Source organism: Nitrospirillum karajorum (genome assembly GCF_036348415.1).
Taxonomy (GTDB): Bacteria; Pseudomonadota; Alphaproteobacteria; order Azospirillales; family Azospirillaceae; genus Nitrospirillum; species Nitrospirillum amazonense_B.
The window spans coordinates 178,386-192,344 of sequence record NZ_JAZBQB010000001.1 but is presented as its reverse complement, the minus strand read 5'-3'; the positions used below and the strand labels follow the sequence as shown (position 1 = coordinate 192,344).

At 68.0% G+C, this 13,959-nt stretch carries 11 protein-coding genes; 3 read left to right on the top strand and 8 right to left on the bottom strand.

Annotation, left to right across the window (positions count from 1 at the left end; all coding sequences use genetic code 11):
- Nucleotides 1–2: 2 nt before the first annotated feature.
- The 3 genes from rpsR to UCD39_RS00860 form a co-directional block, all read right to left on the bottom strand.
- On the bottom strand, nt 3–284 hold the full coding sequence (gene rpsR, locus UCD39_RS00870) for a 30S ribosomal protein S18 (protein WP_044561423.1): 282 nt from the start codon (nt 282–284) through the stop codon (nt 3–5).
- Nucleotides 281–751: a 30S ribosomal protein S6 gene (gene rpsF / locus UCD39_RS00865; RefSeq protein ID WP_145619656.1), complete on the bottom strand. Its 471-nt coding sequence runs from the start codon at nt 749–751 to the stop codon at nt 281–283. The genes rpsR and rpsF overlap by 4 nt, the downstream gene beginning before the upstream one ends.
- A 146-nt stretch (nt 752–897) precedes the next feature.
- Nucleotides 898–3,018, bottom strand: a complete 2,121-nt coding sequence (locus UCD39_RS00860) for a tetratricopeptide repeat protein (protein ID WP_330494267.1) — start codon at nt 3,016–3,018, stop codon at nt 898–900.
- 186 nt (nt 3,019–3,204) lie between these two features.
- On the opposite strand from UCD39_RS00860, the gene UCD39_RS00855 reads away from it, so the two are divergent.
- The gene (locus UCD39_RS00855; RefSeq protein ID WP_330494266.1) at nt 3,205–5,130 is read left to right on the top strand and encodes a phospholipase D-like domain-containing protein; all 1,926 of its coding nucleotides are present in this window, start codon (nt 3,205–3,207) and stop codon (nt 5,128–5,130) included.
- A gap of 66 nt (nt 5,131–5,196) precedes the next feature.
- On the opposite strand, the gene UCD39_RS00850 is transcribed toward UCD39_RS00855, so the two are convergent.
- The 5 genes from UCD39_RS00850 to UCD39_RS00830 form a co-directional block, all read right to left on the bottom strand.
- Nucleotides 5,197–5,910: a carbonic anhydrase gene (locus UCD39_RS00850; protein ID WP_330494265.1), complete on the bottom strand. Its 714-nt coding sequence runs from the start codon at nt 5,908–5,910 to the stop codon at nt 5,197–5,199.
- 57 nt (nt 5,911–5,967) lie between these two features.
- Nucleotides 5,968–6,315, bottom strand: a complete 348-nt coding sequence (locus UCD39_RS00845; RefSeq protein ID WP_330494264.1) for a hypothetical protein — start codon at nt 6,313–6,315, stop codon at nt 5,968–5,970.
- 602 nt (nt 6,316–6,917) lie between these two features.
- Nucleotides 6,918–9,329 (bottom strand): hypothetical protein, encoded by a 2,412-nt coding sequence (locus UCD39_RS00840; protein WP_330494263.1) that lies wholly within the window; start codon nt 9,327–9,329, stop codon nt 6,918–6,920.
- A complete protein-coding gene (locus UCD39_RS00835; RefSeq protein ID WP_330494262.1) occupies nt 9,316–10,476 on the bottom strand; it encodes a DUF3142 domain-containing protein in 1,161 nt (386 codons plus the stop codon). The genes UCD39_RS00840 and UCD39_RS00835 overlap by 14 nt, the downstream gene beginning before the upstream one ends.
- Nucleotides 10,477–10,698: 222 nt before the next feature.
- Nucleotides 10,699–11,655: a DMT family transporter gene (locus UCD39_RS00830; protein WP_330494261.1), complete on the bottom strand. Its 957-nt coding sequence runs from the start codon at nt 11,653–11,655 to the stop codon at nt 10,699–10,701.
- A 91-nt stretch (nt 11,656–11,746) separates the two neighbouring features.
- On the opposite strand from UCD39_RS00830, the gene UCD39_RS00825 reads away from it, so the two are divergent.
- Entirely contained in the window at nt 11,747–12,727 is a 981-nt protein-coding gene (locus UCD39_RS00825) for a LysR family transcriptional regulator (protein WP_330494260.1), read from the top strand.
- 259 nt (nt 12,728–12,986) lie between these two features.
- Complete coding sequence (gene fabD, locus UCD39_RS00820) at nt 12,987–13,925, top strand: ACP S-malonyltransferase (RefSeq protein ID WP_330494259.1); 939 nt, start codon at nt 12,987–12,989, stop codon at nt 13,923–13,925.
- Nucleotides 13,926–13,959 lie beyond the last annotated feature (34 nt).

The following is a 13,959-nucleotide window of genomic DNA, read 5'->3' as shown; positions in this document are numbered from 1 at the left end:
CCTTACTTCACGATGTAAGGCAGCAGGGCGAGGAAGCGGGCGCGCTTAATGGCGCGGGCCAGCTCACGCTGCTTCTTGGCCGAAACCGCGGTGATGCGGCTCGGGACGATCTTGCCCCGCTCGGAGATGAAGCGCGACAGCAGCTTCACGTCCTTGTAGTCGATCGCCGGAGCGTTCGGACCGGAGAAGGGGCAGGTCTTGCGACGACGGAAGAACGGACGACGGCCACCGCCGCCACCGGCCGGACGCGGCGCGCCGGCGTTACCCTGGGTGCCGAAGCTCATGCCCGGTCTCCTTCAGAAGAGGCTTCCATGCGGCGGGGCGGACGGGGGCCGCGATCACCGCGGTCACCACGGTCGCCACGATCCTCGAAGCGGCGCGGACCGCGATCGCCACGCTCACCGCGTTCACCACGCTCGCCGCGATCGCCCTTGTTGGACAGCATCGCGGTCTGACCTTCCTCGATCTTCTCGATGCGGGTGGTCATGAAGCGCAGGACGTCTTCGTTCAGGCCCATGTTACGCTCCATCTCGGCGACGGCGGCCGGGGCGGAATCGTGGGCGAAGTAGACGTAGTGGCCCTTGCGGTTCTTCTTGATCTTGTAGGTGAGGGTCTTCAGACCCCACTGCTCGACCTTGGCAACCTGGCCACCGTTCTCCTTCAGGATACCGGTGAAGGTTTCGGTCAGGCCTTCCACCTGGGCGGACGTGATGTCCTGCCGTGCGATCAGCACGGTCTCATACAAAGCCATTTGATACTCCTCATGGCTGTTACGTGGTCCGCCGCTGTGCCCGTCCGGGACATCGGATCATTCCGATGGCCAAGGGGTGGGTCAGCCGCACGGACCTAGCCGGCGCCATGGCAAAGGCACCGGCAAGGAGCGGTTGAAGCGCGGGCTTATACAGGAAGCTCAGCCGGCGGGCAAGGGAAAAGGTGGTCGCCCCGGCCACCCGCCAGGCTCAGCAGGCGTTGCGCCGCCAGGGCCACGCAGCCGGGCACCGTCGGGCCTTGCGGGGCGGCCGGAATGATCGCCATGGCATTGAACCACGGCCGCGCCCCGGTGCCCAGCATGGACCAGTCATGGTCGGTGCCCAGGCGCCAGCACGGTACCCCCAGCGCCCCCGCCAGTTCCCCCACGGCGGTGGGGGCGGTGATCACCAGGTCCAGCCCCGCCATCAGGCCCGCCACCCCCTCCATATCCTCGCGCAGGTCCAGGTCCGGCCAGCGGTGCAGGGTGACGCCCAGCGCCCGTTCCACCGGCCGGATCTCCTCCTCGGGCGCGCTGTATTGCAGGGTGACGGGGATGAGCCCGGGCAGGGTCAGCACCGGGGCGTAGTCCGCCAGGGTGGTATAGGCGCCGTCGCGGTCGCCGCGCCGGATGCCGCTGCGCCAGCTGATGCCCACGCGCAGGCCGGGGCCCAATGGGTCCAGCCGGCTCCGCCACAGGGCGGCCAGATCGTCCCGGGGCGTCAGGAAGGGCGCACCGCCGTGCCAGTCGGCCAGGCGGGGGCGCAGCAGGCCGGGCAGGCTGCCCATGGGCAGATGAAAGTCCATGTCCGACAGCATGGGCGCGCCCGGGGCCGAGGTCGGCGGCCGGACCACCACACCCGGCAGCGCCCGACCGAACAGGCCCACCAGGCGCGGCGTGCACTCCACCACCAATTGCCCGCCCTCCGCCCTCATCCGCCGGTGCAGGTCGGGCAGCAGGCTGGCGAACAGGATCTCGTCGCCCAGGCCCTGTTCACCCCACACCAGCAGGCGCTTGCCCGCCAGCCCCTCGCCCCGCCACTGCGGCGCGGGGAAGGGACGCCAGAAGGGGGCCAACTGCCGCCCCCGCCAGCGGGCCTCGTAACCCGGCCAGCCGCTGGCGAGGTCGCCGGCGGCCAGGCGGGTGGTGCCCAGGCAGAAGCGGGCGTCGGCATGGTCCGGATCGGCGTCCAGCGCCCGGCGGTACAGCGCCTCCGCCTCCTCCTGGCGGGCCAGCGCCTGCACCGTGGTGGCCAGGTTGTGGAGGATGTCCGCGTCATGGGGCGTCAGGGCCAGGGCCGCACGAAAGTGGCGCTCCGCCTCCGTCAGACGGCCCAGGCGCTGCAGCAGCGTGCCCAATGTGTCCAGCGTGGCGGCGTGTCCGGGGCGTAGGGCTAGCGCCCGCTCGGCATGGGACAGCGCCTCGCGTACCAGGGCTGGGTCGCGCATCAGCAGGTCGCTGGCCAACAGGCGGGCCAGGTTCAGGTGGGCGTCTGCGTCGCCGGGGGCCAGGGCTGCCGCCTGGCGCAGGCAGGCCGTCGCCTCCGCTATCCGATCCTGCGCCTGCAAGACGGCGCCCAAATTGTTCAGGGCATCGGCGTGGGCGGCATCCAGCGCCAGGGCCTGGCGCAATTCAGCCTCCGCCCCGGCCAGGTCGCCCAGCGCTTTCAAGGTCTTGCCCAGGTTGACCCGGGCCAGGACTAGGCCGGGATTCAGGGCCAGGGCGCGGCGGTAATGGCCGGCGGCTTCTTCCAGGCGGCCTTGGGCCTGGCGGGCGGAGCCCAGGCCGTTATGGGCGTTGGCATAGTCGGGCCTCACCGCGATGGCCTGGCCATAGTGTGTCGCGGCTTCGTCCAGGCGGCCCAGATCCTTCAGCGCGTTGCCCAGGGTGTTCCGCGTCTCCGCCTGATCCGGTTTCATGGCCAAGGCCCGCTGGAGCGGCGCCAGGGCGTCGGCAGGGCGGCGCAGGGTCAGCAGCACGGTGCCCAGGGCGGCCTGCATGTGGGCGGCATCGCCCTGGGCGGCCACAGCCTTGCCCAGTAGCTCGGCGGCGGCGTCGTGCCGGCCGGTCTGGTGATGGACCATCCCCAGCAGGTACAGCGCGTCGGCATGGCGGGGGGCTTGAGCCAGCACCTGGCGGTAAGCCGATTCCGCCTCCGCCAGGCGGCCGGCCTGGTGATGCTGAGTTGCCTGGCTGAACAGCAGTTGCGCCGCCGCGGGTACGGGGAGCGTGCCCTGCTTCTTGTCCAGGCGGCGCTGGTTGCGGTTCATCTGTCTGTCCTGACATGGTTCCAAGCCGCAGACTAGCCTGCCGATGGGGCCCGCGTCGATGACGCCGCGCGGCCGGGCGGGGCTGGCTTAATCCAAGGAAGTACACCGGCAGATAGGCCGCCATGGTCGCCGTCATGTCATATCCCGGGCGCACCATGACGCTTCCCATCCTGATGGAGGTGGCACATGTCTCAGGTCCCGGCGCGCGCCTGGTGCAACAACGAAGTGGCCTGTCTGGCATGGCGTGCGGCCGGCCGCATCGACGGCCTGTTGGGCTTCATGATCGTGCGTGTGCATGAGGACGGCGAACGCCGCCTGCTGCCCACCTGGGTGGCGTTCACGGACCAGTCCAATCCCGATTGGCACCAGCAGGACAGCAGTGTCTGGCCCATACAGAAGTTCTCCTGGCGCGACCTGACCCTGCGGCGTAGCCGTGACAGCCTGTCGGTGCGCCAGCCCTTCACCTGCCATTATGAGATCACCCCCGTGGGCTATGCCGCGCCGGGGCGGGAGGCGGTGGCCGACTGGGTGAAGCGGACTGAGACGTTCAGCAGCGCCCAGCCCGGCGCCTACACCGGCACGCCCCGGCCCCTGTTCATCTGCGATGACGCGGTGGTGACCAACGCCATCACCGTCACCTGGACCTATGGTGATTTCACCGCCGTCTTCACCAACGGCATCCTGTCGACGCAGAACCTGCGCCAGCAATTGCACACCCCCGCTGGCCAGGCACCCAGCAAGGGCTATGTGCTGGATCAGGTGCGTCAGCCGGGTAACGCCATCCGCACCTTCCTGACCGGTGACGTGCTGCCCACCCTGACCGATTTCCTGGGCCAGGTGGGACCGGCCGACAAGATCTACGCCGCTCTTTATGAGTTGTCGGACCCGGAACTGGTGGCCGGCCTGACCGGCCTGGGCGACCGGCTGCACCTGATCCTGTCGACGGCGGGCGAGGGAACCAAGACCAACCCCGTCTGGGACCGAACCAACCAGGCGGCCCGCCAGGCCCTGCACGGCACGGCGAACGAGGTCATCGACCGGCTGTTCAACAACAGCGCCCATATCGGTCATAACAAGTTCCTGGTGCGCACGGACGCCAACGACACGCCGCTGGCCCTGCTGACCGGCAGCACCAACTGGACGCCCACGGGCCTGTGCACCCAGTCCAACAACACCATCCTCACCCAGGATACCGCCCTGGCGCAGGCCTACCTGGATTATTGGAACCGGCTGAAGACGGACACGGCCAGCTTCCCGGTGCAGGCCGGCACCGGCGCCCCCAACCACAATGTTCAGCAAAAGCCCCTGCGGCGGGCGGACGGCCACGCCTATCCCGATGCCGCCGCCAATCCCCGGGTCTGGTGCGCGCCCACCACGCTGGCCACCACCAAGACCGCGGCCACGCCGCCAGACCTGGCCGATGTGTTCCAACTGATGGACCAGGCGCGGCACGCCATCCTGTTCCTGACCTTCTACCCTTCCGTCGAGGGCAAGCAGAGCATCATCGAGGCGGCGGTGGACCTGGGCAAGCAGCGCCCCGATCTGATGGTCATGGGCGCCGTCAGCAGCCCCCAGGCCCTGCCCATCGAGGGGGACGCCAGCAGCGGCGATGACGCGGGCGACGAGACGGATGCCCAGGGCGCCAAAATCCCCAAGCCCTCCGTCTATGCGCCCAAGGATGCGCCGCAGGTGCTGGTGGTCCGGGCCGCCGCCATCGACACGCCCACGGGCGACCTGCAGCCCGAACTGCTGACCGCCGGGGCCGCCATCATCCACGACAAGATCGTGGTGATCGACCCCTTCTCCCCCGACGGCGTCGTCATCACCGGCAGCCACAACCTGGGCTACAAGGCCTCTTACGCCAACGATGACAACCTGCTGATCATCCAGGGCAACCAGCCGCTGGCCCAGGCATACGCCGTCCATGTCCTGGACGTCTATGAGCACTATCGCCAGCGCGCCATCCTGGAAGAGCGGGAGCGGGACGCCCTGCTGAAGGGACAGCCGGCCCCCAGCACCCCGCAAGGCGGTTTCCTGTCCACCAACGACCAGTGGCAGGACGCCTATCTGTCGGGCGACAAAGGCAAGGAGCTGGACTACTTCCTGAGCTGATGCCCGGACACTGATTGTCCGGCCGCATGCTCCGCTAGCGGCCGGACAACGGTTTCAGATCATGCTTCAGCCTTCGTCAAAGAAATCGACGGTGCCCTCATCCAAATCGTAGGTGGCGCCGACGATGCGCAGCTTCCGTTTACTCAGCGGTTCCAAGAGCATTGGCTCCGACGCGGTGCGAAGCCGCATAACGGTCCGCGCCACGTTGGCCTGAACCGATTCCCGAAGCAAGTCGGCCGGCTTTTTGGCCTGCGCCGACAACACCGCGGGAACGATGGGTTCGATCATACGGCCGATGGAGCCAGGGTAATAACTGTTCTTGGTCACCACGTTCACCGCCGCTTCGACGGCGCCACAGCGTTCATGCCCCAGGATGACGATGAGCGGGACTCCCAGAACACCCACCGCGTATTCGATCGACCCCAGCGCCGTGGCGTCAACGGTGTTGCCAGCGTTGCGAATGACGAAAAGTTCCCCCAAACCACGACCGAACAGGAGTTCCGGAGGAACCCGTGAGTCGGAGCACGTCACGACTGCGGCGAATGGGGCCTGCTTCTGCGCGATGGCATTGCGTCTTTCTCGCCCAATCGCCGCGTTGTACGGTGTGTCGACCTTGAATTCGGAATTGCCTTTTTTAAGCAATTCCAATGCCTCCTCCGGTGTTAGATCGGTCTTCGTACCCTCGGCGGCATAAGCGGAGGCCGGTATGAATCCCCCCCCAAGGGTCAGCCCAATGCCATACGCGGACCCGACAATTAAAACTCTGCGGGAAACACTCATAATGGTGCCTCTATAAGGGAAGGCCATGGAGAGGCGGTCGCCTCCGGGCGCTTGGCTTCAGTTCGCCGGCGATTGCGCGTGGTGCAACGCCGCCGCCAGCTTGGCGACGCATTGGCGGTGATCGACGCTGCCGGGGGTGTGTCCCATTTCGGCGCAGGCTCGCGACTTAGGCAGCGTCTGCTGGGCGGCCGTCGCCTGCTTTTTCAAGCTGTCCACGCAAGCGACAAAATCCACATTGGTGGGGGCCAACCCCATGGTGTCGCGGCAGACGCGCCGCGCCGCGTCCTGAGCGCCATCCTGCGCGTCCGCGGCCTGAGCCACGGTGCAGCACATAGCCAGGGTTAGGGCTCCGACCAGCGCGGCGGGGACAATCAGCGCCTTGTAAAAAGGGGCATTCATCGACATCTCCTTTTATTTTCTCTGAGAGGGTGAATGCTTGGGGTTTCCCTGGATTTATTTTTATTTGGAAAATGAAAACAATTAATATTGGATGCGCTGCATTGATTTTCTAATGGCAGCCATTTAATTTAATAAAATTAAAAAATTTAATGACGGAAATGAAAATTAGAATCGGAGCCGGTGCCGGTTGATGGTCGTGGTTGGCAGGGTAATTTGTGGGTCTATTTCCTAGGCGAAGTGGTGGTCGATCAGGCCTTGATAACGATATTCCGCGGATTTTGCTGCGCGGGCATCTTATATCACTCTCAAGAACAAAACGTCCAGACGGTTTGTGATCGTGAGAATTCCGAATTTGAGACGGTTCAAGAGGGGCGGCGCCCCTGGGCAAGTCGCCCTACGCCTTCGCTTATTTAGTTGTATTAGCCCGTTGGGTGTAGGCATTCTCACGACGTAAGGCGCAACTTAACCTAATCCTTAAGGCATATATCTGTGGCATGGCGCCTCATTGGTACTCCGCCGGAATGGCCACCCACGCCGCAGGCGAACGCCCCGCACCCGTGGCCATTGGGGACGTTTTCCAATCCAGTGTTGGGGGCTTGGCCGGCTTTTCAGCTGATTGGATGCCGGCGGCGAACCAGCAGCAGGGCGCTTCCGGCCGCCAGCACGGCCAGCACCGCCGCCCCGCCCAGCAGGGCCTTGCGATGGTTCTGCCGGATCCAGCGGTGCGCCTGCCGCGCCGGCGCCTGCCACCATTCCTTGGCGGCGGCGTCGAAATCCGGCGCCGGGCAGGCGTGGCCGAAAGGAGCGGCCCAGGGTTGGTGGGGGCCGGTTTTGATGTACCGGTCGTAGAGCGCGGCCGCGCGGCCCTTTGCCTGCTTGTCACGCTCGATGATGCCGCGCACGACCGATTGCCAATAAGGATCCTGGATGGTGTTGGGATCGTCGGTCCAGGTGCCGATCATCTGATCCGTGGCATAATTGACCGCCCAGCACAGGGTGGCGGCATAGGCCTGGCTGGTGTGCGGCAGCTGGTCGGCCGCATGCTCGGCGGCATCGGTGGCCATGAAGCGGTAATGGAAGCGCTGGTCGGGCTGCGGTGTGCTGTCGGCGAAGCGTTTGCGCTCCCCATCCGTCACGTACGGGGCTCCGGCGGGCGGCAACGTGGCCTGGCCGATGCCCACATCGTAAGCGCCTTTCAGGGCGGCCTCATCCGGCGGGCCCTCCGTCCCCATGATCTCCATGCCCTTCGTCCGAGCCAATTGCGCCGCCTGGAACCAGGCGCGGGCGCGGCTGGCGCCCCACCAGGCGCTTCCGGCTGTCTCCAACGCGTCCAGATAGCCGCGCGCATCCTTGGCCACGGCCGGATTGTGATAGTAGGCCAACGCCTCCTTGCCCCGGCCCGCCCGCATCAGGCGGCGGGCCAGCAGGCTGCGCAATCCCAGGGGCGCGCCCTGGTAGCGCAGCCGGTCAGCCTCCTCATCATACTTATAGCCCACGCCCATGGTGTCCAGCAGGGAGTTGGGCCACTGTTTGTTGTCCACCGTCCGCGTCCAGTTGGCGACGATGCTGGCCGGCAGCTTGGCATCGACATAGGCCTTCAGCTCATCGACGGTCAGCACCCGCTCCGCGATATGCACCACATCGCCCCAATAGATGTCGGCCATGGGCATCAACTGATCCAGCGCCGCCACGTACTCGCCCCGCGCCAAGGCCACCACACCGCTTTCGCCCAGCAGGCGGTTGCGCTCCGCTGCTCGCATAGTGGTTCCCTGGGGACCGTCGCCGGAGGCGGGGAAGGCGGCCGCCGCCTCGGCATAGAATTTGGCCGCTTGCGCCAGGTCGCCCCTTTGCAGGGCCAGCTTGGCCTGGACCCAGCTGGACAGGGGGCCCGGCTTCATGGCTGCCAGGCGGGCCGCCAGCTCATAATCACCCTTGCGGTAAGCCAGCGTCGCCAACTGGTCGGCGGCGGCCGGGGTGGGGCCGCCCGTCGCGCCGATTTGGGCTTCCGCCAGTGCCGCCGTCAACGCCCCGAGGTGCGGGGTGGGCGGCGTTGTCGGATCCATGCCCCGGTGAGGCCGCCAACTGGGCGTGTCCGCCTCGAACGCCAGGACATGGGCGGCCAGCAGGCGTTGGACCAGCGGATCGGTAACGGCGGCCTTCAACGGTGCCGAATGATCCAGCAAATAAGTGCCGATGAGATAAAGCGCTTCCACACCGTGGAAAGAGTCATGAGCCGCTTGTTGGGCGTAAAGGCTTATCGCCTGGCTCAGGGCGGCGGAATCAAGTGGGCCGATCGCGCGAATTTCGACGGCATATGTGGAAACGGCGCGCGCCGGCGTGTCGTCATCCGTCGCCTCGTGAACCGACAGCCCCGCCTGCGCCAGGCGCACGCGGGCTTCCTCGCCCAGGCTGGCCACGCCCAGGCCCAGCGGGTCGGGCGCGCCGGCCTGGGCCAGGCTGCGGGTCTTGGCGAAGGCAGCCGTCGCCGCGTCCTGCTGGCCCCGCAGCGCCGCCACGCGGCCCAGCATGTAGGCGGCCCAGACAGCGCGGGGTGCCGCCTCCGCCGCTGGCAGGTCCAGCACCGCCTGGAAGCGGGTGGCGGCCTGGTCCAGCCGGCCGGCCTGGTAATCCACGGCGGCGGCGGTGTAGAGGCGCACGGCGGCCGGCAGCTTCTCCCCCAGGCCGTAGGCCTTGTCGCCGTCGCCGGCCGCGCGCATCGCGCTGATCAGGCTGGCCGCTTCCGGGCTCAGGCCCGTCGTTTCGGCGTCGATACGCAGCTTGGCGCGCGTGTCGTCGGTGGCCCAGCGGTTCTCCACCGCCTTCATCGTGTCCGTGGGGGTGGGCACCAGATGTGCCGCCTCCCAGGCGAAGGGGTTGGCCGGCGTCTCCGCCAGGGTCACGTCGCGGCGGTCCAGCAACTGCCAGGGAAAGTCCGGCCCGCAGGCGATGGCGATGCCGGCGGCGCCGGTCAGCAGAAGGACGGACAGGGCGAGGGCACGGCGCTTATTACGGACGGACATGGATCACCGGGGATGAGGGGACGTCGGGGCACCGCACCCAACCGACGGACCGGTGGTCGCCGGGGTGCAACAGGCCGGGGGACAGGCGCACCAGACGCGGAGCCGTCTGGGGGGCCAGGGGATCGCGGGCATAACCGTTGGCGCCGTCGCCCAAGGGGCAGGCGGCGGGCAGGTCCAGGCCGGATGGCAGCTCGGCATCGGCGGCGCCATCGTTGACCAGCATCAGGGTGGACAGGCCGGGCGTGGCCGTGGCCTCGGCCGTCGCTGTGACATGGGCCATGGGCGTTTCCCCCCGCGCCACCGTCGCCCAGGTGGCCAGTGACCACGCGCGGCGATCCTCGGTGGTGGGCAGACGGAACCAGGCGATGCCCCTGAGATTGGCCGGCGCCTGGGCGCGCAGATCTTTCAGGAAGGCCGCCACATCGGCGGGCCTGGCCATCAACTCGTTGGCGTGCGCGCCGCCCCCCAGCAGGGGCGTCTCACCCTCCACCGTCGCCAGGCTGTCGTCGGCGTTCCAGCTGACCCGCGCGCCATAGTCGGGCAGGGCCACCCTGAAGGGCGTGCGGAAGCGCTGGGCATAGGCCGCGATCCAGCGCGCGGCCTGGGCCGGGTTGAACAGCCCATCGGTGGGTGCGGCCACGGCGTGGACCTGCAGCACCACCTCATCCGGCACGGCCACCACATCGGCCAGGGCCGGGGCCTGCAGCCAGGTGGGCAGGGCGGTGATGGACAGGCGCGTGCCGCTCAGCCCCCTCTCCTTCAATCGCGCGCGCAGGTCCGTCAGGAAACGGGCGTAGAAGGGCAGGCGGGCGTTGGGGCAGTCATGATCGATCTCCAGGCCCGCCACCCCGACTCCGGCCTCGCGCCAGCGTTCCAGGGGTGCCAGGGCCGCTGCCACCAGGGGGGCGGGGTCGGCCTCGGTCAGCCGGCCGTCGATTCGCACCACCAGGATGACCGGCCGCCCGGCCAGATGCGCCCGCAAGGCCTCCAGCCGACCATCGTTCGACAGCGCGGGAGCGACATGGCCGTCCGCCGAAACCTCCGCTGCCAGCACGTGCCAGGCGGTGATGTCCGGCGCCGCCTGGTCCATGGCCTGGCCCAAGGCCGGCGTCCAGGCGCGCTGCCAGACATAGATGTTGTTAGGCAAGCGGGCGGGCAAAGGAGCCGAATGGAGGGCGGCGCGGGGTGGCATCAGGCTCGCCGCCGCGGCACCAACAACGCACATCAAAATGAGGGCGGGGAGAAGGAACCGGGGCCTGGGAAGCGGCATAGAAGGGGGGCTGTCGGCGGAGAAGGCGGGACGGGGCATTCTACCCGCTATACCCGCCCCGCCGGTACGGAATTCCCCTTGTCCTTAAGGGAGATGGTCTCAGCGCTTCAGGTTGACGATGGCGACACCGCCCAGCGCCATCAGGCCACCGATGACGCCCATCACGGTCGGCACCTCCCCCAGCCAGAGATAGCCCAGCAGCATGGCCAGGGGTGGCGCGCAATAAAGGAAGTTGCTGGCGCGGGCGGCGGGCATGCGTGACAGCACGACGGTCCAGGTGGCGTAGGCGACCAGGCTGGGCATGACGCCCAGATACAGAGCGGCCATCAGGCCGGGCAAGGGGGCGGTCTGGGCTTGGGCATAGGCGCCGGGCAGCCAGGGCGACAAGGCCAGGGCGCCGATCACCATGTTGCTGGCCGACACTGTCAGGGCCTTGTGCCGGACGAAAAGGGGCTTCTGCACCACCGTGGTAATGGAATTGCACAGGGCCGCGCCCAGCACCAGCAGGGCGCCCCAGCCCAGCTGTAGGCCGGTGCCGCTGCCTACTGCCTCGTTCCCCATCGTTTCGGTCAGGGCGATCAGGCCGATGCCGCTGAACGACACGGCGGTGCCGATCCAGCCCCAGCGGCCGAATTGCTCCCCCAGCAGGAAGGAGGCGAGCACGGCGGTGATGATGGGGTTGATGTTGATGATGAAGGCGGCGGCGCCGGCGGGCACCGTGCGCTCCCCCAGGTTCAGCAGGGCGGTGTAGAGCGCGACGAACAGCAAGCCGCCGGCGGCGAAGCGCCACACCTCATTCAGGCGGGGCAGGGCGGGCCGGGTCATCAGCAGGTAGAGCCCCGCCGGCACCGCCGCGATGGAGAAGCGCGCCGCCCCCAACTCCAGCGGCCCGAAGGCCTTGAGCCCGGCGCGGATGGCCGCGAAGGCCGATGCCCAGATGATGACGGTGACCACGACGATGGCCAAGGTGCCGCCGTCCAGCCGGCGGCCTTTGGCAGGGGACATGCCGATGGCGGCGGCGGAGTCGCAGGTGGGGGCGAGCGGTGTGGAAGACATCGCGGATTTCCGGACAGGGGGCGATAGGTGATGCAGTACGCGCCGGCCCAAGCTGATTGACAATCGATGAAATCGGCAACCAACTGTGAGCATGGATCACAGCTCACACCCCCTGCCGCCTCTGGACGCGCTGCGCGCCTTCGAGGCTGCCGCCCGCACCGGCAGCTTTTCCGCCGCGGCGGACACCCTGAACGTCACCCACGGCGCCGTCAGCCGCCAGATCGCCAAGCTGGAGCAATGGCTGGGTCTGCGCCTGTTCCATCGCCAGGCGCGCGGCGTGGCGATGACGCCAGACGGCCAGCGGCTGTTTCAGCGCACCAGCGAGGCTTTCGCCCTCATCGCCGATACCTCCAACCGCTGGACGGAGCCGAGAGGCACGGCGGTGGTGCGGCTGACCTCGCTGCCCTCGGTTTGCGGGCTATGGCTCATGCCTCGCCTGGCTTTGCTGGAGGGCCGGGACTCGGAGCCCGGTGGCGCCCTGCGCCTCCTCCTGTCGGTGGACCATCGGCCCCTGGATTTGGCGGATGAGGGCATGGATCTGGCCATCCGCTGCGGCTGGGGCGCCATGCCGGGCCGGGTGTCGCTGAAACTGTTCGAGGAGTGGTGTTATCCCCTGGCGTCGCCGGACCTGGCGGCGGCGGTGGGGCAGGGCGATCCCGAGCGGCTGTTGGCCTTCCCCCTGATCCACGACTCCGACGCGACCGGCTGGCGCGCCTGGTTCGCTGCCCACGGCCTGGACTACAAACCCCGCCCACAGGACCGCCGGTTCGAGGATTACAATCTGGTGCTGGACGCTTGCGCGTGCGGGTTGGGCATCGCGCTGGCGCGGCCGCCCCTGGCGCAATTGCAAATCCAGGGCGGCCGGGTCGTGCGGGTGGACCCGCGCACGGCCCTTAACCCCACCAGCTATTGGTTGGACCGCCCGCCGGGGCGCATGCGTGCCGCCGCGACCGAACTGGCGCGCCGCCTCACGGCGGAGGCCGACGTGACGCCCGAGGCGCTGTCGGTCTTCCTGAACCCCGAGACGCCGGAGGGGCATGGACGCCCCTTCATTCCCTGGACAGCCGCCTAGCGCTGTTGCGGACGCCGTCCGATGCGTTGGTACGATCGTCCGACGGCGCGGAAAGGAGGGGCAGACGACGCCAAAAAACCAGGCGCAGCCCACGTCAACCAGGGGGCGTCCGCTGTAATGATGATTGACAGATTGATCGCAGGCGGTATGCATGGCGCGACTTGCGGTGCCCGTTTCAGGCTACGGCGGGGTTTTCCGTCCTGGCCCGTGTTTGGGGGAAGGGGCATCGCACCGGAATAAGCTTCCAGGGTATTCGCATATGATTCGCGCTTTCGTGTTTCCCGGCCAGGGCAGCCAGGCCGTGGGTATGGGCCGGGATTTGGCCGATGCCTTCGCCACCGCCCGCGACGTCTTTGGCGAGGTGGACGAGGCGCTGAAGCAGAAGCTGTCCACCCTGATGTTCGAGGGGCCGCTGGACGAGCTGACCCTGACCGAGAACGCCCAGCCGGCCCTGATGGCCGTGTCCGTGGCCGTCGCCCGGGTGCTGGAAAAGGATGGCGGGTTGGACTTGGCCAAAGCCGCCCGCTTCGTCGCTGGCCATTCGCTGGGTGAATACTCCGCCCTCTGCGCCGCCGGGGCTCTGACCCTGGCCGACACCGCCCGCCTGCTGAAGCTGCGCGGGCAGAGCATGCAGCGCGCCGTTCCGGTGGGCGTGGGCGCCATGGCCGCCATCATCGGCGCCGATTTCGAGGCCGCCCGCGCTATCGCCCAGGATGCCGCCCAGGGTGAGGTCTGCACCGCCGCCAACGACAACGCGCCCGGCCAGGTGGTGATCAGCGGCCACAAGACGGCCGTGGAGCGCGCCATCGCCATCGCCGCTGAGCGTGGCTTCAAGCGCGCCGTGCTGCTGCCGGTGTCCGCCCCCTTCCACTGCCCGCTGATGCAGCCGGCGGCCGACGCCATGGCCGAGGCCCTGGTCGGCACCACTATCCAGGCGCCGCGCGTGCCGCTGGTGGCCAATGTCATCGCCAGCACCGTCACCGACCCTGCCGAAATCCGCCGCCTGCTGGTGGAGCAGGTCACCGGGTCGGTGCGTTGGCGCGAAAGCGTGCTGTTCATGAAGGAACAGGGCGTGGAGCAGTTGGTGGAGTTGGGCGCCGGCAAGGTGCTGGCCGGCATGGCCAAGCGCATCGACAAGGACATGACCGCCGTGTCGCTGGGGCTGCCCGCCGACATCGACGCCTTCCTCAAGGCCTGAACGGACAAACCCCGCAAGAACGATAGGGACCATC